At 52.3% G+C, this 21,403-nt stretch carries 21 protein-coding genes, 1 tRNA gene and 1 pseudogene; 11 read left to right on the forward strand and 12 right to left on the reverse strand.

Annotation, left to right across the window (positions count from 1 at the left end):
* Nucleotides 1-45: 45 nt before the first annotated feature.
* The 5 genes from thrC to CSR02_RS08170 all read left to right on the forward strand — a co-directional run bounded on the left by thrC (nt 46) and on the right by CSR02_RS08170 (nt 5,397).
* Nucleotides 46-1,446: a threonine synthase gene (thrC, locus tag CSR02_RS08150; protein ID WP_099541211.1), complete on the forward strand. Its 1,401-nt coding sequence runs from the start codon at nt 46-48 to the stop codon at nt 1,444-1,446.
* Between the two features lie 66 nt (nt 1,447-1,512).
* Nucleotides 1,513-2,778, forward strand: a complete 1,266-nt coding sequence (locus CSR02_RS08155; RefSeq protein ID WP_099541212.1) for a M16 family metallopeptidase — start codon at nt 1,513-1,515, stop codon at nt 2,776-2,778.
* Nucleotides 2,775-4,115 (forward strand): TldD/PmbA family protein, encoded by a 1,341-nt coding sequence (locus tag CSR02_RS08160; RefSeq protein WP_099541213.1) that lies wholly within the window; start codon nt 2,775-2,777, stop codon nt 4,113-4,115. The genes CSR02_RS08155 and CSR02_RS08160 overlap by 4 nt, the downstream gene beginning before the upstream one ends.
* Before the next feature lie 26 nt (nt 4,116-4,141).
* Complete coding sequence (locus tag CSR02_RS08165) at nt 4,142-5,113, forward strand: Tim44 domain-containing protein (RefSeq protein WP_099541214.1); 972 nt, start codon at nt 4,142-4,144, stop codon at nt 5,111-5,113.
* Between the two features lie 86 nt (nt 5,114-5,199).
* Nucleotides 5,200-5,397, forward strand: a complete 198-nt coding sequence (locus tag CSR02_RS08170) for a hypothetical protein (RefSeq protein WP_099541233.1) — start codon at nt 5,200-5,202, stop codon at nt 5,395-5,397.
* Between the two features lie 57 nt (nt 5,398-5,454).
* On the opposite strand, the gene CSR02_RS17155 is transcribed toward CSR02_RS08170, so the two are convergent.
* The 4 genes from CSR02_RS17155 to CSR02_RS08185 form a co-directional block, all read right to left on the reverse strand.
* Complete coding sequence (locus CSR02_RS17155; protein WP_264820427.1) at nt 5,455-5,589, reverse strand: hypothetical protein; 135 nt, start codon at nt 5,587-5,589, stop codon at nt 5,455-5,457.
* Nucleotides 5,590-5,594: 5 nt separating this feature from the next.
* Nucleotides 5,595-6,563: a heme o synthase gene (locus tag CSR02_RS08175; protein WP_099541215.1), complete on the reverse strand. Its 969-nt coding sequence runs from the start codon at nt 6,561-6,563 to the stop codon at nt 5,595-5,597.
* A complete protein-coding gene (locus CSR02_RS08180; protein ID WP_099541216.1) occupies nt 6,560-7,816 on the reverse strand; it encodes a cbb3-type cytochrome c oxidase subunit I in 1,257 nt (418 codons plus the stop codon). The genes CSR02_RS08175 and CSR02_RS08180 overlap by 4 nt, the downstream gene beginning before the upstream one ends.
* Nucleotides 7,817-7,971: 155 nt before the next feature.
* Nucleotides 7,972-8,769 (reverse strand): class I SAM-dependent methyltransferase, encoded by a 798-nt coding sequence (locus CSR02_RS08185; RefSeq protein WP_095045859.1) that lies wholly within the window; start codon nt 8,767-8,769, stop codon nt 7,972-7,974.
* Between the two features lie 34 nt (nt 8,770-8,803).
* Between CSR02_RS08185 and CSR02_RS08190 the strand changes: the two genes are divergently transcribed.
* Entirely contained in the window at nt 8,804-9,010 is a 207-nt protein-coding gene (locus CSR02_RS08190; protein WP_244176874.1) for a hypothetical protein, read from the forward strand.
* A gap of 3 nt (nt 9,011-9,013) precedes the next feature.
* Here the strand turns inward: CSR02_RS08190 and gshB are convergent, their stop codons facing one another.
* The 4 genes from gshB to CSR02_RS08210 all read right to left on the reverse strand — a co-directional run bounded on the left by gshB (nt 9,014) and on the right by CSR02_RS08210 (nt 13,214).
* Nucleotides 9,014-10,009 carry a glutathione synthase gene (gshB, locus tag CSR02_RS08195; RefSeq protein ID WP_099541217.1) on the reverse strand — a complete coding sequence of 332 codons (996 nt, stop codon included), beginning with the start codon at nt 10,007-10,009 and terminating at the stop codon, nt 9,014-9,016.
* 99 nt (nt 10,010-10,108) lie between these two features.
* Nucleotides 10,109-11,584: an ArnT family glycosyltransferase gene (locus CSR02_RS08200; protein WP_244176876.1), complete on the reverse strand. Its 1,476-nt coding sequence runs from the start codon at nt 11,582-11,584 to the stop codon at nt 10,109-10,111.
* The gene (locus CSR02_RS08205) at nt 11,581-12,666 is read right to left on the reverse strand and encodes a glycosyltransferase (protein ID WP_183172615.1); all 1,086 of its coding nucleotides are present in this window, start codon (nt 12,664-12,666) and stop codon (nt 11,581-11,583) included. Before CSR02_RS08205 ends, CSR02_RS08200 begins: the two co-directional genes overlap by 4 nt.
* A 32-nt stretch (nt 12,667-12,698) precedes the next feature.
* Nucleotides 12,699-13,214: an Lrp/AsnC family transcriptional regulator gene (locus CSR02_RS08210; RefSeq protein ID WP_042787693.1), complete on the reverse strand. Its 516-nt coding sequence runs from the start codon at nt 13,212-13,214 to the stop codon at nt 12,699-12,701.
* 183 nt (nt 13,215-13,397) lie between these two features.
* On the opposite strand from CSR02_RS08210, the gene trxB reads away from it, so the two are divergent.
* The 4 genes from trxB to CSR02_RS08230 all read left to right on the forward strand — a co-directional run bounded on the left by trxB (nt 13,398) and on the right by CSR02_RS08230 (nt 16,784).
* On the forward strand, nt 13,398-14,345 hold the full coding sequence (gene trxB, locus CSR02_RS08215; RefSeq protein ID WP_099541219.1) for a thioredoxin-disulfide reductase: 948 nt from the start codon (nt 13,398-13,400) through the stop codon (nt 14,343-14,345).
* Nucleotides 14,346-14,461: 116 nt separating this feature from the next.
* Nucleotides 14,462-15,343 carry a LysR family transcriptional regulator gene (locus CSR02_RS08220; protein ID WP_099541221.1) on the forward strand — a complete coding sequence of 294 codons (882 nt, stop codon included), beginning with the start codon at nt 14,462-14,464 and terminating at the stop codon, nt 15,341-15,343.
* Between the two features lie 517 nt (nt 15,344-15,860).
* Complete coding sequence (locus CSR02_RS08225; RefSeq protein WP_099541222.1) at nt 15,861-16,325, forward strand: MucR family transcriptional regulator; 465 nt, start codon at nt 15,861-15,863, stop codon at nt 16,323-16,325.
* Between the two features lie 147 nt (nt 16,326-16,472).
* Nucleotides 16,473-16,784 (forward strand): integration host factor subunit beta, encoded by a 312-nt coding sequence (locus tag CSR02_RS08230; RefSeq protein ID WP_042787541.1) that lies wholly within the window; start codon nt 16,473-16,475, stop codon nt 16,782-16,784.
* On the opposite strand, the gene CSR02_RS08235 is transcribed toward CSR02_RS08230, so the two are convergent.
* The gene (locus tag CSR02_RS08235) at nt 16,776-18,038 is read right to left on the reverse strand and encodes a UdgX family uracil-DNA binding protein (RefSeq protein ID WP_099541224.1); all 1,263 of its coding nucleotides are present in this window, start codon (nt 18,036-18,038) and stop codon (nt 16,776-16,778) included. The two genes, CSR02_RS08230 and CSR02_RS08235, sit on opposite strands and share 9 nt — an antisense overlap.
* A 27-nt stretch (nt 18,039-18,065) precedes the next feature.
* Nucleotides 18,066-19,616 carry a murein biosynthesis integral membrane protein MurJ gene (murJ, locus tag CSR02_RS08240; RefSeq protein WP_099541226.1) on the reverse strand — a complete coding sequence of 517 codons (1,551 nt, stop codon included), beginning with the start codon at nt 19,614-19,616 and terminating at the stop codon, nt 18,066-18,068.
* 173 nt (nt 19,617-19,789) lie between these two features.
* On the opposite strand from murJ, the gene CSR02_RS08245 reads away from it, so the two are divergent.
* Nucleotides 19,790-20,962: an AI-2E family transporter gene (locus tag CSR02_RS08245; protein ID WP_052013538.1), complete on the forward strand. Its 1,173-nt coding sequence runs from the start codon at nt 19,790-19,792 to the stop codon at nt 20,960-20,962.
* 42 nt (nt 20,963-21,004) lie between these two features.
* On the opposite strand, the gene CSR02_RS08250 is transcribed toward CSR02_RS08245, so the two are convergent.
* Nucleotides 21,005-21,078 (reverse strand) — tRNA-Pro (locus tag CSR02_RS08250).
* Between the two features lie 64 nt (nt 21,079-21,142).
* A pseudogene (locus CSR02_RS17000) lies at nt 21,143-21,403 on the reverse strand (MerR family transcriptional regulator); the annotation flags it as partial.

Genomic DNA, 21,403 nt, shown 5'->3' on the forward strand with positions numbered 1-21,403 from the left:
AAAGGACACTTCGCGGCGTTCGCCATTCAGGATATAAGTTTCTCCATGCGCTATATTTCCACACGCGGGAATGCTCCCGTCCTTTCCTTTTCCGATGTTCTGCTGACCGGTCTTGCCGAGGATGGCGGCCTGTATCTGCCCGAAACATGGCCCGAATTTTCGCTATCTGATTGGGAAAGCCTGCGGGGCCTGCCTTATCCGGAACTGGCTGCGCGTATTCTGGCCCCGTTTGCAGCACCGGATATTGATCTGGAAACACTGCGCGGCCTGTGCGCCAAGGCCTATGCCAATTTTGACCACCCTGCCATTGTGCCCCTTACACAGGTGGAAGACGGCCTGTTTGTGCAGGAACTGTTCCACGGCCCCACGCTGGCGTTCAAGGACATGGCCATGCAGGTGCTTGGCCAGCTTTTTGAACACGTGCTGATCCAGCGGAATGACCACGTGACCATTGTTGGTGCAACCTCTGGTGATACAGGTTCTGCCGCCATTGAAGCGTGCCGTGGGCGGGACCGTTTATCTGTTATTATCCTACACCCCAAGGGCCGCACATCTGAAGTGCAGCGCCGCCAGATGACAACCGTGCTGGATTCCAACGTGACCAATCTGGCCGTTGAAGGCACGTTTGATGACTGTCAGGATCTGGTAAAGGCCTTGTTTGCTGACCTGCCTTTCCGCCGGGAAATGCATCTTTCTGCCGTCAATTCCATCAACTGGGCGCGTATTGCAGCGCAGATTCCCTACTATGTTTATGCGGCCCTGAACTTTGGCGCCCCAGAGCGTGAAGTTTCCTTTGCTGTGCCCACGGGCAACTTCGGCAACATTCTTGCCGCTTGGGCTGCACGCAAAATGGGGCTGCCTATCAAGCATCTGTGCGTTGGTTCCAACCGGAACGATATTCTCACCCGGTTCCTGAATGCCAATGACATGACAATCAAAGGTGTGGTGCCCAGCCTTTCACCTTCCATGGACATTCAGGTTTCTTCCAACTTTGAACGCCTGCTGTTTGAACTTCTGGGCCGGGATGCCGCTGCCTGTGCACGTATCATGACGGGCTTCCGCGCCACCGGGCATATGGATGTGCCCGAAGAAGTGTGGGAAAATGCCCGCACCGTCTTTTCCGGCCTTGCGCTGGATGATGAACAGACGGAAGCGGAAATTCGTAACCTGCACCAGAAATCCAATTATCTGGCAGACCCCCACAGTGCCATTGGCATTGCCGCGGGCCGCAAGTTCCGGCAGCCAGGCGTGCCCATGATTGCAGAAGCCACAGCGCATCCGGCCAAGTTCCCCGATGCCATGGTGGCGGCCACCGGTATTCATCCGGCATTGCCTGTGCATTTGGAAGATCTATTTGAACGGGAAGAACGTTATCGCACTGTTCCGGCAACCGAAGGCGCTATTAAAGATGCTGTGCGCGCTGCGGTACTGGCAAACGCTCCCTAACACCCCACATCTTACTTTCCCGTGTCAGGCCGCCTTGCCCGGCGGCCTTTCTTTTTCAGGACAAGAATGACAGACCCCATCAACATTACCCGCCTGCCCTCCGGCCTGACTGTTGTAACAGAACGCATGGAACGGGTGGAAACTGTTTCTTTCGGGGCCTATGTGGCCACAGGCACACGCCACGAAACGGCAGAAGAAAATGGTGTTTCCCACTTTTTGGAACACATGGCCTTTAAAGGCACAACCAGCCGCTCCGCCCTGCGCATTGCCGAGGAAATCGAGAATGTTGGCGGGCATATCAATGCCTACACCGCGCGGGAGCAGACTGTTTATTACGTCAAGCTTCTGAAGGAGAATCTGGGGCTGGGCGTTGATATCATTGGTGATATCCTCACCAACTCCACGTTTGATCCGGCTGAAATGGAACGTGAACGCGGTGTGATTCTGCAAGAAATCGGGCAGGCAAATGATACGCCTGACGATGTGGTTTTCGATCATTTTCAGGAAACAGCGTTTCCTAACCAGCCCATGGGCCGCCCCACATTGGGCACGGAAAACCTGATCCGGGAAATGAGCCGCGAAACCCTGATGCGCTACATGAAAGCGCATTACACCACAGACAACATGATTGTGGCTGCCGCAGGCAACCTGCACCATGAAGAGGTTGTGCAACGTGTGCAGCAGCATTTTGCTGCCCTGCCTGCATCTTCTGCGCCGCCTACACTTTCGGCTCGTTATGGCGGCGGTGAATTTCGGCAGGTAAAGGAACTGGATCAGGCCCATGTTGTGCTGGGCTTTCCCTCCTTTGGGTATGAAGACCCGGATTACTTCCCCGCCCTTCTGCTTTCCACTGTTCTGGGTGGTGGTATGTCCTCCCGCTTGTTTCAGGAAATTCGGGAAAAGCGTGGCCTTGTTTACTCGGTTTATTCCTTTAACGCACCGTTCACCGATGGTGGCATCTTTGGCATTTATGCTGGCACAGGTGCCAAGGAATGTGCGGAACTAGTGCCCGTAACGCTGGAAGAACTTGGCAAAATTCAGCAGCACGTTACGGAAGAGGAACTGGTGCGTGCACGTGCGCAGTTAAAAGCTTCCCTCCTGATGTCTTTGGAAAGCACTGGCAGCCGGTGTGAACAAATAGCCCGCCAGTTACAGATTTTCGGCCGGATTATTCCTACAGCCGAAACTGTTAGCAAAATTGAGGCTGTTAACGCAGCGGATATCTGCCGGGCGGCATCTCGCATTTTTACAGCCATACCAACGCTTGCGGCCCTTGGCCCGATTGAGCACATTCCTTCCCTTCAGAGCATTACGGAGAAACTGGCAGCATGACGGAACAAACCCTAGACCGTATTTCTGATCTGGTTGCCCGCGCCTGTAAGGCTGGAGCAGATGCAGCAGACGCCGTATTTGTGCGCAGCGTGGCGGCTGGTGCCGGGGTCCGCAATGGCGTAACAGAAGAACTGGAACGATCTGAAACCACGGATCTGGGGCTGCGCGTTTTTGCTGGCAAGAAAAGTGCCATTCTTTCCACCACCACACCTGAACCCTCCCGTTTTGATGGGCTGATAGAACAGGCCATGGCAATGGCCCGCGTTCTGCCAGAAGACCAGTATGCTGGCCTCAATCCGCTCGCTCAACAGGGCCGCTTTACCCAGAATGATCTGGAATTGGCAGACCCTGCCGAACCAACAACCGAACAACTTCTGGCCCGCGCCCGTGCTGGAGAAGAGGCTGCGTTGGCCATAAAGGGCATTACCAACAGCGCCGGTAGCAATGCATCTTGCGGGCGTACGGAAGTATTTCTGGTAACATCTGCCGGGTTTGCTGGCAGTTATACCCGCACCCATCACTCCAATTCCGTATGCGTGTTGGCCGGTTCTGGCGAGAACATGCAGCGTGATTATGATTACCACGGCACTGTATGGCTGCGTGACCTGAAAGATGCCGCAGAACTTGGTAAAAGTGCGGGTGAAAAAGCCATTGCACGCCTTAACCCCATTCAACCACGCACTGGCCGTTATCCGGTTGTGTTTCATCCACGTGTGGCAGGAAGCTTTCTGGGTCATTTTGCAGGGGCCATTACGGGCACAGCCATTGCACGTGGCACATCCTTTTTGAAAGATAAGCTGAGCCAGCCCATTTTTGCCCAGAACGTTACCGTTACGGATGATCCTACGCGTAAAAAAGGTCTGCGGTCCCGCCCGTTTGATGGCGAAGGTATGCAGGTGGCACCGTTACATCTGGTAGAAAATGGTACCTTACAGACCTGGATTCTGGATAGCCGAAGTGCGCGCCAGCTTGGACTGCAAAGCAATGCCCATGCTGCACGCGGAACATCTGGGCCGCCCGGCCCTTCTGCCACCAATCTGTTTTTTGAACCCGGCACGCTTTCTCCTGCCGAGCTGATGGCAGATATCAAGGAAGGCCTCTACATTACCGAGATGATGGGATCATCCATCAATGGCCTTACCGGTGATTACAGCCGTGGTGCTTCCGGGTTTATGATTCGCGATGGCAAGATTGCAGAATCCGCTGCCGAGTTCACCTTAGCGGGCAACCTTCTGGATATTTTTGCGTCCATTACATTAGCGAATGATCTGGACTTCCGTTTTGGCACGGACGCCCCCACATTACGTACAGATGCCCTGAGCATTGCCGGGGCATAACCTCTCACCCGGAGACTATTCTTTCTGTGAAACCCCGCATTCTTGCACCTGTTCTCACTGCCTTCCTGAGCATCAGCCTTCTTGCCGGACCTTTGGCCCTGCATGCTGATGCCCGCCCCGGCCAAGGTGGCTCTATGGGAAGCCGTGGCAGCAGAACGTGGAGCGCACCTCCGCCTACACGCACGGCACCGTACAGTGCGGCCCCAATGGAGCGTTCCATTACGCCGCGTACGGCACCTTCCCCCAACTATGGGCCGCAAACTGCACCATTCGCTCGTCCAGCAGCTCCTTTTGCGCAGTCTGGCGTTCGGCATCCCTTTCTGACGGGTTTTGCTGGCGGCTTTCTGGGGGCTGGGCTGTTTGGTCTGTTAAGTGGGCATGGCTTGTTTGGCGGCATGCATAGCTTTTTCAGCCTGATTGGCCTGATGATTCAGGTGGCCCTTGTTGTCATGGTGGTTATGTGGCTGGTGCGGCGCTTTACCGGCAATAAAAACTCTGGTGGCAGCCATTTTGCCATGGGTTCTGGCGGCGTGGCCAATGCACCGGGTGTAACACCGGGAGCGGTTCCTTCTGCTGGCGGAAATGCTTCTGTGCAGATTAACACTGCAGACTATCAGGCCTTCCAGCAAACGCTGATGGATATTCAGACAGCGTGGAACCAGCAGAATATTGCGGCCATGCAGCAAATGGCCACGCCTGAAATGGTTTCTTACTTTAACGAGCAGCTTTCGGCCCTTGCCAGCCAAGGGGCACGCAACGTTGTATCGGATGTGCACTTCATTCAGGGTGATCTGGCAGAAGCATGGCGTGAAAACGGTATGGATTATGCCACTGTTGCTATGCGCTACAGCCTGATTGATCTGACGACTAATGCCATGGGGCAGGTTATTCAGGGAAGCTCTACCGAACCGGTGAATATTACCGAGTTGTGGACCTTTACCCGGCCTTCTCGCGGGGGGCGTTGGCTTCTTTCCGCCATACAACAAACCCGCCAGTAAGCTCTGGCATTTTGTAGCCCCGCCCTTTAACCTCAAGGGCGGGGCTTTTTATTGCCTGCTGTATGAAAACAGAAGGAACACACGATATGCTGCTATTAGAAATTCTCACAACGTGCAGCGTAACCTTGGCGATCTGTTTTGGAGTGTTTTTTCTATTTTGGCAGAAGCGTAAAGTCGCCGAACTGGAAGCCGATCTCGCCCATCTGCGCGCGCATGGTGTAGAAGTAAACAAAGATGTACTTCTCACCACGCCCCAGCCAACACAACCACCTATACAGAACTAAGTTATAGAACTGCTTCTACGCGTTTTTCCTTGCGTGGGGAAACAAGCGTGAAACTTGTTATGGCTGAACCAAAGTCAAGCCGAACATAATTGTCACCAGCACCATCATAAACCCCAGCATGGTGCACACGCGTTCTTTTTGCCGTTTGTGCTTTTCTGTTTGCTCAAGCAAAGCATCCTGCCGTGCATTCATGCCACTTACCCCCATACCTGAAGAAAGTGATCTGCCAACAGACCACAAAAAAGAAAAAACAAGTAAGCCAGAGAAAAGCGGAAGGAAATGCGGGCCGCTTTATCCCCTTTCAGGCTCACGCCTTGCGCATCCTGCGGTTCCAGCAACACACGCACTGCACACGCTATAAACCCAAGGCCAAGCACCAAAGCTGTGCCTGTATAAACCCAGCCGCACAAATGCATGAAAGACGGCACCAAAGAGACGGCCAGCAGCACCAAGGTGTAAATAAAGATCTGCCAGCGTGTGTGCCGCGCACCGCGCACAACCGGCAGCATGGGAATACCCGCACGCCCGTAATCCTTACAGGCATACAGAGAGAGCGACCAGAAGTGCGGAGGTGTCCAGAAAAAGACAATCCCGAACATAACAATAGGCAGAACAGCCATATGGCCTGTTACAGCTGCCCACCCAATCATGGGCGGAAAAGCCCCTGCTGCACCACCAATAACAATGTTCTGTGGCGTGGAACGCTTAAGCCACATTGTGTAAATAACAGCGTAAAAGAAGATGGAAAACGCCAGAATACCAGCAGCCAGCGTGTTGGTTGCCATCCACATCAAACAAACAGAAAGGCAGGAAAGCCCTACCCCGTAAGCCAGTGCCTCGTTTTCAGGAATACGCCCACCGGGAATAGGGCGCGTGATGGTGCGCTGCATCACAGCATCAATATCACGGTCATACCACATATTGATGGCGCCAGCCGCACCCGATGCCATACAGATGCAGAATATGGTAACCAACGCCACAAAGAAGTTCATGTGGCCGGGTGCCACAATCATACCTGCCGCACCTGTAAAAACCACAAGCGAGATTACGCGCGGCTTCAGCAGCATAATCCAGTCCCGCGCACGGGTGCCAACCTGCTCAGCCTTAAACCGTGGACGACGTTGTGCTGTTGCTTCCAAGGAAGCAGTTGCCACGCTGTCACTCATGATCGGTATCCCTTGGAAGCCTGAACAGAAAGCGTTGCCCAGTGTGCTGTAACCTGCTGGTTACGGCGAAAGCTCATGACAGCTGCGGCAACAAAAAACAGAGCCGCCAATCCAAACAATGCGCCACTTGCCATTTGAGCACCCGGCACAAAAACCAGCACCGTTGCCAAAGCTGTAGAAACAAAATGTAGGTACGCCATAAGCTGCGGATACCAATATCCACATTCCTCACCACGCCACAGGTAAAAGCCACCGCACACAACATACAGGGCACCAAGCTGAAGTGCGGAATGCAGGCCACTTCCCTGCACAAGCTGAACAAGCCAGCCACCGGAAACCACGCTCATAAAGCCCAGCCCCCAAAGCAAGGGCACGCGTAAAGTCACGCGGGCTTTCCATGTTCCGGCCAGCCACAGCACAGCCAAACATGTTGCCGCGAAGGAGCATACTGCCAGCATAGCGCCACCAATTTGCGTGGCTGCTGCACTTTCAGTCCCTTGCATGAAAATGCTTTTGGTCCATGCCACCACGCCAGAAGCCGCAGCTCCTGCCATAATAAAAGCCACAGGTTTTTCAGAAAACTTGCCAACACGGGCACTGATTTCAAATACCACGCCAAAACCGGCTAGCAGCACCACCAACCCTACAGGGCCAGCAAAACTTTCTACGTTTACAGCGGCAGCATCATGCCAGTGTTTTACAATCTGCCCAGCCATAACAGGCACAGTAAGCAGCATAACAGCGGCTGCCAGCATTTCTCCCCACACAAAAGGAGAAAATGACTTGCGTTCCTGCATATCGGCACAGGTATCAAATACAGTAGCCAGCAAAGCCATGCTTGTCATCAAGGTGCCCGCACACCACAACAGCGTGGCGGTTTTTAACTCAGCACCTGTAATAGTCAGCGCAGCACCGGCAAAAACACATAGAAAACCCGCATCATTCAGCCGTGGCAGCAATATACCCGAACGCTGCACAGCACGTGGCAACCATAAAGAGCCAAAACCACCTAACAGAGCCGGAACAACAACATATAAAAGCATCAGCACAGGATGTGCCTGCACAACAGCATGCCACCCCGCCGTTGCTGGCATAATGCCCATTTCAGACAGAGTGGAAGCACCGCCCCCCGCCAATGCCGCCAATGCCGCCAGCACTACGTAAGCGGCCCCTGTGCCGTTTCCTTTTCTGGCAACGCGCATACCATCTCCAGATATATCACTCTGTTGGCTCTGGTTAGGGGCGACCATCATGCTCCAATTTCCAATTTCTTACTGGCATTATACGGCCCTACGCCGTGGGCATATGGCCACAGCATAAAACTGCTCCACTTTAATCCATACATACGCGCAAATGCCATTTTCTGCCACGCACAAGAAACGCCCCTGCCTTGGCAGGAGCGCACAGGTTACGCGGGCAGATTTTCCAGCGTAACCAAAGTAAACAGCCCTAGAGGTGGCACAGGCTGAATATAGGCACGGCGTATATCTTCATCCGGCAACAAGGATTGTATTGCAAAATCTGGATGCCAACCCAAGGAATGGGATGCCCGACCCAATGCATGTTCTACAGCCCCGCGCACACCACCGGGCGCCAGAAAGTGGTTTACAAACAGAATATAACCACCAGGGCGCACAACGCGCTTGAGCTCACGCAGCAACTGGCGTGGATGCGGCACCACAGAGGCCACAAACATGGCCACCGCGATATCGAAGGAAGCATCTTCAAACTTCGTATCTTCGGCATCCATTTCCAGAAGGCCGCGCACATTGGTTAGTTTATCACGCTGCACACGCTCGCGCGCCTTGGCCAGCATATCCGCAGAAAGGTCAATGCCTGTAATCTGCTTTTCTGGCCGGTAATGGGGCAGTGCCAAGCCCGTGCCCACCCCCACTTCCAGCACATCTGTACCGGGAAGACCGTTTACGGCTTCCACAGCCCGCAAACGCCCGAACCGGGAGATGCCGCCAAAAACAACATCATATACATTTGCCCACCGGCGATAGGCGGCCTTAACAGCCTCCGCATCCAGTGCCGAGCGGGAAGGAGGAGGCGCGGGATTATCCCCCCCGCCGGAAGGATAATTTTGGAGAACGTCACTCATGTCCTCTCTCTGCCTGCTGGTGGACATTTCTTCAAGAGCCACAAAAGGTCTTCCTCTTCTGCACAAGGCACGCGTCACAAAAGCGCCCTTGTGTAAGGGCATATACTCCTTTTACGCTGCAACCACGCAATAGATAGTGTTAAATAAAACCATGTTTGAATTTCTTATCGCCATCTTCGCCCTTGCCATATGGGCCAGCGTTATCATCTACTATTTTCGGGGTCCGATATTTCAATGGCTGGACAACCGCTTTGGGAAAGATACACCATTGGCTGAGCTAGAAGCAGCACACAAGAAAAAGCCCCCTGCGGCCTCACCCCCGCAGGAGCAAGGCAAAGGCTGAAGCTTATGTGGCACTGAGCTTGCGTTCTATGCAGTTCCAGATTGCCGCCGCACCATTTATACCATCAAAACGTTCCAGTTCCTGAAGGCCGGTAGGAGACGTAACGTTAATTTCTGTCAGATACTGGCCAATCACATCTATCCCTACAAAAATCAGCCCATGCTCTTTCAGAAACGGGCCAATGGCCGCGCAAATTTCGTGGTCACGCGCACTAAGCCCGATCTGCTTGGCCACACCGCCCACATGCATGTTTGAACGATGGTCTTCCCCTGATGGCACGCGATTTATTGCACCTATTGGTGCGCCATCTACCAGAATAATACGTTTATCCCCTGCTGTTACGGCAGGCTCATAACGCTGGATCATCAATGGCTCGCGCGAGCGGGCAAAATGCATTTCAAGCAACGCATTCAGATTCTGGTCATCCTCACGGATACGGAACACTCCGCTCCCACCATTTCCGAAAAGTGGCTTTACAATAATATCGCACCATTTGGTCCGAAATGCCCGAATCTGCTCAATATCCCACGTAACCAATGTTGGCGGCATCAGATCTGGAAAGTGGGTGACGAGGAGTTTTTCAGGGCTGTCACGCACCCAGCGCGGGTCATTCACCACCAAAGCCTTGCCGGGCCCTATGCCATGTACATGGTCGAGCATATGAGTGGCAGTAATATATGCCATGTCAAAAGGTGGGTCTTGGCGCATCAGCACCACATCCATCTGCCCTAATGACTGGCGCGCTGCCGGGCCAAATGTGGCATGGTTTCCTTCCTCCCGTCGGACTGTAACAGGCTGCATCAAAGCCGTGACCTGCGTTTTGGAAGCGTGCTCCGGTTCTACTGCACCTTCCCCCAATGCCAGTGAGTTGACCTCATACACATACAGGGCATGCCCGCGTTTCTGAGCTTCCAACATAAGGGCAAAGGTTGAATCTCCATGGATATTGATATGCTCCAGAGGATCCATCTGAACCGCAACCTGTAGGGGTGATGCCATTGAGGTATGTTTCCTGTTGCTCTTGGCGATAAAAAGTGAAATCAGCGTATCCTGCCCTGCCTGTATGGCGCAAACAACACGGCAAGGCAGTGTGTCCGTCTAATATCTGTAAGAAGGCAGTAATGCGGTCTCTTCCAGTATAGCGGTGCCTTCCGTGCAGCGTAGTCTCACACGGTAAACAGCATAACTGTCAGCTACAACGCCACGACGACTGCGTAAAATATCTGGAAGTTGGCCTATAACATCAAAAAATGCGGGATCTGGCAGATCATGCCGTCTGCGGCTCCGCAGCAAATAGCCCTCCGCTCCACATGTAGAATGGGGAAACGCAAAAAACTGCCACCTTGGTTCAACCGCCAGCACTTGGCGATTCTGGGCGTAAAAAGACAGCTCGCCTGCAAGGCCATATTCATCCGCAATCAACATGGCATGAGCGGGAATCTGATTTTCCACATTCCTTACAAATGCGGGCCACCCCCCCATTTGCCGCAACGTCATATCAAAATGAGGCGAAAGACGCGCCGGAGACCATAAAGCCTGCCCCACCACAACGACAAACATGGCAACACCCAGAATACAGGCTGCCTTCCACCACCGATATGGCACGCACACAACGGACAAGGCAAAAGCTGGATACAGCACAACAGGCCAGTTTGCCTGTACGCGTGCCCCAGTTGCATGCTGCACAAAAACCGCCATCGGCAACAGGATCATACATAGTAACAACTGTGCAAAAGAATCCCGCAGCCTGAACAAATATCGTATGGCCACTATAAACAGCACAAAGATGAAAGGAGAGGCCAAGCCAATCTGGCCGCCCAGCAATTCCCCCATAAAAGTTAGCATACGCGCGGGTTGCCAATCCCCTGCCCGGCCACCCTGTTTGAGAAAACTCGCCCAGTGATGCGCTGCATTCCACATCACAACGGGAGCTATGCAAACACCGGCAACACTCAGCCCCAACCAAGGCCACAGCGTACGCAGCCATTGCCGCCCTTCCCGCGTTACCAGCAACCATACTCCCAGCCCCGCCACAGGCAAAAGAGCCGTATATTTGCTATCAAACCCCAACCCGGCAGAAAGCCCCGCCAATAACCAGAACGCAGGATGTGCGCCAGAAAGCAGATGGCTCATGCTCCACAGCAACAGCACCATAAAAAAGACCAAAGGGGTATCTGGCGTCATAAGCAGGGTGCCGAGCCCAACCGCCAATGTGCTGTTCAGCACAATGCCGCTCTCAAGTGCTTTTTTTGCTGGAAACTGTTGGAAAGACAGCCATATTTGCGCTGCCTTTACCAACAGCACCGTGCCAACAGCGGCAGAAACAGGCCCCATCAGGCGCAAGCCTTCTGCGGTATCTCCCGCAAAAAACATGCCAATGCGCATCCACAGCGCCACCATGGGGGGATGGTCCAGATATCCCGCGGCCGGGGCAAGTGCCCATAAACGGTAATAGGCTTCATCTGGAGAAAGGGGCAGCCAGGATACCAGAACCAGCCGCAAAAATGTGACCAGCCCCAGCACAATCAGCCAGCCCCACATACCGAAAAAGCGGTTTGCCAATTTTACGCTCACGAGCGCCAGACAACGGTTGAAGACATGGCATAATTCCAGACAACAGCAAGAACAGCACCCGCCAGACTTGCTTCATTAAGCATATGGTTCTGCCCATAAATCATGCGGGCAATACCAACATCCGCCAGGGCGCCCACCGAACACACCAGCATAAACAGAACCAACCCGCGGCCACATGCCCATCCACGCAGACGCCTGTCACGATAGGTAAAATTGTTATCCAGAAAAAAATTCAAGATCATAGCAGCTACGGTGCCAATAGCCTGCGCCATGGAAAAATGCGCCCCCACAAGGCGAGCACACTGCATAACAAGTAGGTTTGTGCCAACACCTGCCAAGCCCACCATACAAAAGGCCACAAACCGCAAAGGCACCCAGCCCTTGGCAACTTTGTCTAAAAGAAGGGCCGCAAACTGGAGCATGACCAGTGCATCCAGCTTGCTTTCCCCCGCAGCACGTGGGCGAAAACCGCACGGCACCTCCTGCACACGCAGGGGCTTGGCAGCAGAAAGCAACAAATCCAGCAAAATCTTAAAACCAGTACCAGACAGACGCGGCGCAATGGCGGCAAATGTCTCCTGCCTTAATGCAAAAAATCCGCTCATTGGATCTGTCAGTTTTACAGGCAAAAACCGCTGGGCAAGCCAGATACCGCTATCTGACAAGGCATGCCGCCATGCGTTGGCTAAACCTGCGTTATCTCCGCCTTCTACATGCCTGCTTCCCACTGCAACATCGCATGTATTGTTCAGAACCGCGTCTATCAGCGCACCCAGTTGCGATTCATCATGCTGGAGGTCACCATCCATCACAGCCACAATCTGAGCGGAAGAGGACATAACGCCCTCAATAACCGCAGATGAAAGACCCCGGCGCCCTATGCGGCAAATACCGCGTACCCGCGCATCATTCCGCGCCAGATCCCGCACGCGCAAACTGGTCTGATCGGGTGAATTGTCATCAACAAAGATAACCTCCCATCGCCTGCCAGCCAGCGCACCTTCCAGTGCTTTTACAAGAGGCGCGACATTTGCCGATTCGTTATAGCATGGCACAACCACACTAATATCCGGCCCCCTCATAACGGTTCCCGCTGAAACCGCCGGAAGGTCTGTCACGGAGTTTGCCCTTCCCCTTCATTTTCAACCGGCACCCCCCAACGCTCCAGACTTGTGCGGATGGTTTGCAGGGTTTGGACACGTATCACATGCTGTGCTTCTGTCAGTTGGCGGGTCAGCCGGTTTTCATGCGCTGCATCCCGCGCAATCAAACGCACAAGAAAATCTCCGCCACCACGGATCATGTGGCATTCACGCACTTCCGGCCATTGGGCCAGCTGTTGCTCAAAACTGCACAGAATGGCCTCTTTTTGGCTTTCAAGGCCGATCAACGCAAAAAAGGTAATAGGCCAGCCCAACGCCGCGGCATTGGGTTCTGCATGATAGCCACGGATAATGTGTTCTTCTTCCAGCCGCCGGACACGACGCAGGCATGGCGGGGCCGAAATACCAACACGGCGGGCCAATTCCACATTGGTCATGCGGCCATCGTTCTGAAGCTCTGCCACAATGCGAAGATCAACTGCGTCCAGATCTGTCACGTTTCCTGATCCATCCTGCACAAGAGGCATGCACCCCAAATTAACTTGCGCGAGTATATGCCATGCAGCACATCTGGCGGCAAACACCTAAAGCACACATGCCCTTGCCCAAAACCCAAGTGGCAGCCATATGCTTCACGCAGTTTTATGTGCAGGCCATTTTCATTACGGTGGTCTGTAAAGCCAATTTCCATCTGCGGGAGCTCTGCCAATATGGCTGAAACCATTACAACTGATCTGCTCGTTATTGGTGCGGGACCTGCCGGATACACCGCAGCCATTTATGCGGCACGTGCCAACCTTTCTCCCGTTCTGGTCGCTGGCCTTCAGCCTGGTGGGCAGCTCACCATTACTACAGATGTTGAAAACTATCCGGGTTTTGCCACAGCCATACAGGGGCCGTGGCTGATGGAACAAATGGCAGCCCAGGCGCAAAACGTGGGCACACGCATTGAATACGACATTATTACATCCGTTAATTTCAAAGCGGGTTCACCTTTTCTGCTAACAGGTGATTCCGGCACAACCTACAAGGCCCGTGCTGTTATTGTTGCCACAGGCGCACAGGCACGCTGGCTTGGCCTGCCAAGTGAAAAGCATCTGCAAGGTGCCGGTGTTTCTGCCTGCGCCACCTGCGATGGCTTTTTCTACCGCGGGAAGAACGTTGTGGTTGTCGGCGGCGGTAATACTGCGGTTGAAGAGGCCCTGTATCTCACCCACCATGCCGCGCATGTCACCTTGGTGCACCGCCGAGATAGCCTGCGCGCTGAAAAAATTCTGCAAGACCGGCTTTTTGCCAACCCGAAGGTTTCGGTGATCTGGAACAGTGTGGTGCAAGATATTCTGGCCGACGGAACGCCAGAAACCGTATGCGGTGTGCGCCTCAAGAATACGCAGGATAATAGCCAACAGACTGTGCCGACCGATGGCGTATTTATTGCCATTGGGCACGCCCCTAACACAGGCATCTTCCGCAACCAGCTTACTCTGGATGCTGAAGGGTATATTGAAACCACACCCGGCACCACACGTACATCTGTGCCCGGAGTCTTTGCCGCGGGGGATGTGCAGGACAAAACATACCGCCAGGCCGTCACTGCGGCTGGGACTGGCTGTATGGCTGCGCTAGATGCGGAACGGTATCTTGCTGGTTTGAGCTGATAACTTCATAGAAAACGGCTTCATCCCTTGACCAAGGGGGCCAATTCCTGCACGTAATACACCGCATAAAACACGGTTGTGTTTTTGTAACTTCATTCAATTTGCAGGAGGCATGCGTGGACTGGGACAAACTCCGGGTTTTCCATGCAGTGGCAGAAGCCGGTTCCTTTACCCACGCGGGGGATGTGCTCAACCTTAGCCAATCTGCCGTATCACGGCAGATTTCCGCGCTGGAAGACGTCCTTCAGGTTCCTCTCTTTCATCGGCACGCCCGCGGCCTGATCCTTACGGAACAGGGTGAAACACTTCATAAAACCGTGCGCGAAGTCTTTTCCAAACTGGAAATGACGCAAACACTGCTGACAGAAAGTAAGGAAAAGGCAGCCGGGCGGCTGCGCGTAACCACAACCACCGGCTTTGGTAACTGTTGGCTTATGCCGCGGCTTCATCGCTTTATGGCAGATAACCCGGAAATAGATATCTGCCTGATTTTGGAAGATAATGATCTTGATTTAGGTATGCGGGAGGCTGACGTAGCGGTGCGTATGCACGCACCAAGGCAGCCAGACCTGATCCAGCGCCATCTGGCTGATTTTAGCCTGCCAATTTTTGCGGCCCCTCGCTATATCGAAAAATTCGGCATGCCAAAATCTTTGGATGAAATCAAAGAGCATCAACTGGTGCTGTTTGGTGAGCATCATCCACCTGTTGCGCATGTTAACTGGCTTGCGCAGGCATGCCGTACGGATGGCAGCACACAAACTGCCCGACTAGAAGTTAACAGCATGGCAGCTATGGCCTCAGCTATTGCCGCAGGCTTGGGCATTGGGTCCATTCCAACTTATGCGGCAAAAGAATTTCCGGACCTGGTACAGATTCTGCCGGAAGTTACAACACCAACCGTAGACGCTTATTTTGTTTACCCTGAAGAACTGCGGAGTTCTAAGCGCGTTGCTGTTTTCCGCGATTTTCTTATGAGCGAACTGGGTATTCGGTAAATATAAATCGCTTACGAAATATCATTTCGTTAAAAAAAGCCTGCTTTTCACAGAAGAGCAGGCTTTTTTACATTTCAGACATAAATATCTGAAAATACTACTTTTCATGGAAAGCAAAAATTAAACATTTTCTATATTTATATGTAAACTTATTACATATAAATATTTCTTATTCTTCGTTATTTTAATATCATACAAAAACAAAATATTCCTTTAAACCATGCATGTCATATTCCATATCATCTTAAATGATATGTATGCGTTTACATAAAACGCGCACATACCCTATAGCAGAACAATAAACCCGAACGCATCATTACATATCTCAAAAATATTACCGTTTATTTATTATTTGGGATGAACAATTTTTCCTGCACTCCCATGAATTCCTGCACTCCCATGAATAATGTTCTTTTATGGACAATTATGAGATGAAATTATGCCTGCACTATTCACAAACTACAGTTAAAGGAGTATGTGATGTGGGTATTCACACCAAATTCCCATTGGATTTATCATGAGTGAGAACCAGGACTACTCTCCCCTCCTTGATTTGGTATCAGAGATTGTTTCCGCACACGTCTCTAATAACCAGACAGACCCAGCTCTTATCCCGGGCATGATCCGTGATATTTATCAGGCTCTGAAAACAGCTGAACTTCCGCAGAATGAGCCAGAAAAGCTGCAGCCGGCTGTGCCAGTAAAGCGCTCTGTGTTTCCAGATTACATTATCTGTCTGGAAGATGGGAAAAAGCTTAAAATGCTCAAGCGCCACCTCCAAAGCGCTTATGGCATGACACCTGAACAGTATCGTGAGCGGTGGGGTCTGCCGGCAGACTACCCCATGGTTGCCCCCAATTATGCAGAACGCCGTTCTACCTTGGCGCGTGAAATCGGCCTTGGCCGCAAAATTCATGACGTAGGGGATGAAGAAGAACAGGGCGGCCGCGGGCGCCGTAGCAAGAAGTCTCCTGCAGCGTAAATATTTCAGGAACTGACTACAAAAAAGTCTGGCGGTATTTCTCTGGTTCATACTGTCAGACTTTTCTGTCTTGACGTCTTCTTCATCATTACGGAATGTGCTGAGTATAAATATTGTAAGCACAACAGCCGGGTGGGAGAACTTAAGATGACCAGATCCGAGCTGATTACAGCCCTGATGCAAAAAAACCCGCATCTTCAGCTGAAAGAAGCAACGCGACTTGTAAATATTGTATTTGGCAGCATTACCAGTAGCCTCGCGGAAGGTAATCGCGTGGAATTACGTGGATTTGGTGCATTTTCCGTAAAAGAGCGAGACCCACGCATTGGCCGCAACCCCAAAACTGGGGTGCAGGTTCATGTTGGCAAAAAGCTTGTTCCCTTCTTTAAAACAGGAAAAGAACTTCATCAGCGGCTGAACAAGCCTGTTGCTGGTAAATCTGCACGAAAATCAGCCTGATTGAGCTGCAATAAAATTCAGCGCCATACGTAAATCTTCTACAAAGCGTGCATATTCACGTGCTTTGGCATCCTCACTGGGTAAACGCAGCAAATAGGACGGATGAACCGTAACCAAACCTGAAGACTGCTCATCCAACTGAAAGATGCGCGAGCGCTCGCGTGAGATCGTAACAGGGCGCTTAAGCAGGCTTTGTGCAGCTGTTACGCCGAGCATAACAATTAACTTGGGCTGCACCAGCCGACGCTCTGCATCCAGCCAGATTCGGCATGCTTCAACAGATTCCTGATCTGGCTTCTGATGCAGGCGCCTGTTGTTTCTCCAAATAAAACGAAAATGTTTTACGGCATTTGTCACATAAACGTGATTACGCTGAATACCTGCTTCTTCTAATGCCCGGTCGAACACCTTGCCTGCTGGTCCAACAAATGGATGCCCCGCCAGATCTTCCTGATCTCCCGGTTGCTCTCCAACAAACATGAGTGGTGTATTTTCTGCACCTTCTCCAAAAACCGTCCGCTTGGCGGGCTCCCATAAGGAACAAGCACGACAATCCATTGCTTCTGCACCGAGAGACAATAAAGAGGATGCCTGTGCAACATCTTTCAATGTGGGCACCAGAACCGTGTTAGGGTAGCCTTGCCATATGCCCTGCCCATCCATCTGCCACATATCAGCAGATACATGCTGGGCTTCTGCCTCACCCACAGCAAAATGCAGCTGGTTTCCATCCCACCACATACGCCGATACGGTGTGATAACCTCCCACGGCTGGGCGTCCCGTTCTATGCAGAAATGCGCATTTGCTTCTATAATATAATTCTGTGGGGCGTAATGTAGGCTTTTACTTTGGCGTTGAAGGCTGAATTCTGAAAATGCCAGACGGAATTGCTCTGTTTCTTGCTTAACACTGTGCACAAGCGCACGTAACTGCTGAATATCTTCATCTTCACGCAAGTTCGTCATATCCAACAAATCATGCGTAAAACGATACACAACCCGGTATAAAAGCGCGAAGCGTTCAGGCTGATGTGCCTGTAATGCTTCCAACACTGCTGTGACCAACTTTCGCGGTAAATTGAGTGGCGGATCATTTTCAGCAGACTCTGGAGCTTCTAGCGCCCAAGGTATTTGCCCCTGCTCTGCTACCCGCCATGTTATACTTTCAGGAAGCACCTGCTTTTGCACATAATGGCGCGTTGCCGCCCGCCATGTTGCCATATCCACCTGATGTGCCAGTACAATCTCAACCATATCCGGCCTCTTTTACTCTTTTGTCGATCAGCGACGCTTGCGGTTCAAACGGCTACGTAAAGCTGCCAGCACTTCTGCCAAGTCCATAACGCCCAGTATGTGTAGCATTGCTGCGTAGAACATGCCGCCTACACCGACCATAACGGTCAACCACAATAACCGGAGGATAAAATGCGCAGGTAGCGGCAATAAAGTTTCCAGCCCTACCAGCAATATTGCCATTACGGCAGCTCCCAGCCCTACCCGGCCGATGCCGCCCAATGTTTCTGGCGCAAGCAACAGCGCATTTTTTTGCCGAAGCAAAAGGGCCAGCACTGCCACGTTTATGCACGCCGCCAAACTACTGGCCAAAGGTGGCCCCATATGCACCAACGGCTTCATGAACAGCAGATTAAGCAAGAAATTCAGCAGCAGAACACCAATGCCAATATAAACCGGCGTGCGCGTATCACCTCGCGCAAAAAATGCCGGAGAAAGCACTTTCACCATTACAAAAGCAGGCAGACCAACAGCATAGGCCCTTAAGGATTGTGCTGAAAGCAGGGCATCATGCTCGGTAAAAGATCCGTGGCCAAACAGAACGATCATGATAGGTCCTGCCAACACCAACAAGCCAGCTACAGCCGGAAGGGTTAGTAGCAGAACATACTCAATGGATCGATTTTGGGCAGCATGAGCTGCATCTGTTTCTCCCGCGGCTAAATGGCGCGTCAGAACAGGCAAAAGTGTGGTGCCAGCAGCAGCCCCCAAAACCCCCAAAGGCAATTGGTTAATCCGGTCTGCAAAATACATCAGGGAAACACTGCCAGCCGGAAGCAACGTGCCAATAATAGTATCAATGGTGAGGTTAATCTGCCCAACACCACTGCCAATCAGCCCCGGCACCATACGGCGCAGCAACAGGCGAATACGGGGCGTAAGAGCCGGCCATAAAGGTGTGAGGCCAAAATGCGCACGCTCGCATGCCCAGAACAACAACCCCAGTTGCGCAACGCCCGATGCAGTTACGCCCCATGCCGCAGCATAAGCAACATTTGGCAAAAAAGGAGACGCCAGAAGAATGGCCGCAATACCCACTACATTGAAGGCCAGATATGCTGCCGAGGCCACACCAAACCTATGCAAGCCATTTAAAACGCCAGCCAATAAAGCCGCCGCACAAATTAACACCAGATAAGGAAAAGTAATCCGGCTGAGGCTGACAGCCAGAGCGTATCTCTCCCCACTTTGCAAAAAACCGGGCGCAATAACTTTAAGAACCTGCGGCATAAAAATTTCGCCCAGCACGCATAAAAATACCAGCCAGACAAGCATGACGCCTAAAGCCCTGCGCGCAAAAAGCTGAGCTTCTTCCTTGCCCTCTTTTGTCAGCAAGGCAGAAAACAGCGGTACAAAGGCTGCGTTAAACGCGCCCTCACCAAACAGACGCCGGAACATGTTGGGCAGACGAAACGCAACCTGATAGGCATCTTGCAATGCCCCTGCCCCCATAAAGGCCGCCAGAAGCTGATCCCGAACAAGACCAAGAACACGGCTGAGCATTGTCCAGCCGCCAACGGTAAGGAAATTTTTGAGCATGACAGGATCAGTTCTTAATATGCCGCAGGAAACTGCGCGACACTACCGAAAGTATCAGAAAAAGATACGGGAATATGATCCTTATGCAGCATATCTGGTTATGGCATAGGCACGGCTGCCATAGCGCGATATGGTTTGATAACTAAGCTTATGCTCACCACAGCATACAAGGTATGCTGAAGATAGAATGTTATTGCGGAACCCCTGGGAGAACACACCGGAATATGCCCGATTCATTGCCATCACAATTTCTTCCGGATTCACCACGGTGCTCTCTTATCAAACCAAGCCAGCGTTCTCGCCGGGGGCAGGAAATGGCGCGTACTATCCTCGCGCTGTTTATTGTGGGCGTAGCCGTTTACACCATTCAGGGTTTTTTACCTGCATTGGCGTGGGGAAGCGTTTTTGCCATTGCGACATGGCCTCTTTATACGCGCGCCTGCAATAAATGGCCCCATGCTGCCTCTGGCACGCTTTTGCCCCTGCTGTTTACAGCCGCCATGGCATTGTTATTTGTTATTCCCCTTACCCTTGTCACTCTGGAAGCCGTAGGGGAAGCCCAAAGCGCGCTGGAATGGTTATCTCATGCGCGTGAATACGGTGTGCCTGTGCCAGATACCATCCACCGCCTGCCATTTGGCAGTGCCGCCATAAGCAAATGGTGGCAGGCGCATCTTTCAGACCCGAGAGACCTTTCTGGCATGCTGGGTAATCTGGATAGCAAAGGCGTGGCTGTTACGCGGGCTGTGGGCTCACAGGTAGCGCATCGTGCCACGCTGTTCTGTTTTTCCATTCTTACCCTATTTTTCCTTTATAAAGATGGGCTTTCCGTTATCCGCCAATGCCGGGTGGTTTCATGCCGCGCTTTTGGCAAACGGGGGGAAAGCATTGGCCGCCAAATTGTGGCTTCCATTCATGGTTCTGTTCAGGGGTTGGTGCTGGTTGGCATTGGGGAAGGTTTGCTGCTTGGCGTTATTTACGTGTTTGCACATGCGCCACACCCTGCCCTGTTTGGCGTTATCACAGCCGTAGCGGCCATGATTCCTTTTTGCGCCATGATAGCTGTCGGGTTGGTTTCTCTGCTTATTCTGGTTCAGGGCAGCTCGGTTGCGGCCATTACAACCTTTTGCATTGGCGCTGTTATTATTTTTACAGCCGACCATTTTATCCGCCCTGCCCTTATTGGCGGCAGCACCAAGCTCCCTTTCCTTTGGGTGCTTCTAGGCATTTTGGGCGGTGCCGAAACATGGGGCCTTATTGGCCTGTTTATTGGCCCTGCGGTTATGGCTGCGCTTAATCTGCTTTGGTGCCGGTGGGCATACGGAAACAACCCAAAAGCCAGCTAGGCTTTTGGGTTGTTTTGTAACACTGATTTTTCACAGAAAATATCGGGCAGGCGGGATTCGAACCCACGACCCCCAGTCCCCCAGACTGATGCGCTACCAGACTGCGCTACTGCCCGTTAAGTGTGGAGTGGTGTTTAGCAGGAGGTTTTCTACAACACAACCCACCCCTTACACAATTTTTTAAGAAACCAGTTTTTTACGGAACTCTTCCAGTTCTACCAACACATCTGCCAGATCCTGACGCAGCAGACGATTCTGCTCCACCAGTTCCGTCATGTGCGGATGTGGCTCAACAGATGCAAACGTAATAACGGCATCTTCCATTTCTGGCGATATTTCTGCGGCATCCTGAACATTTTTAGCCACATCTTCTGGCTCTGGCTCTGGCTCTGGCTCTGGCTCTGGCTCTGGCTCTGGCTCTGGCTCTGGCTCTGGCTCTGG

The organism is Acetobacter pomorum, from assembly GCF_002738225.1.
GTDB classification, from domain to species: Bacteria; Pseudomonadota; Alphaproteobacteria; order Acetobacterales; family Acetobacteraceae; genus Acetobacter; species Acetobacter pomorum.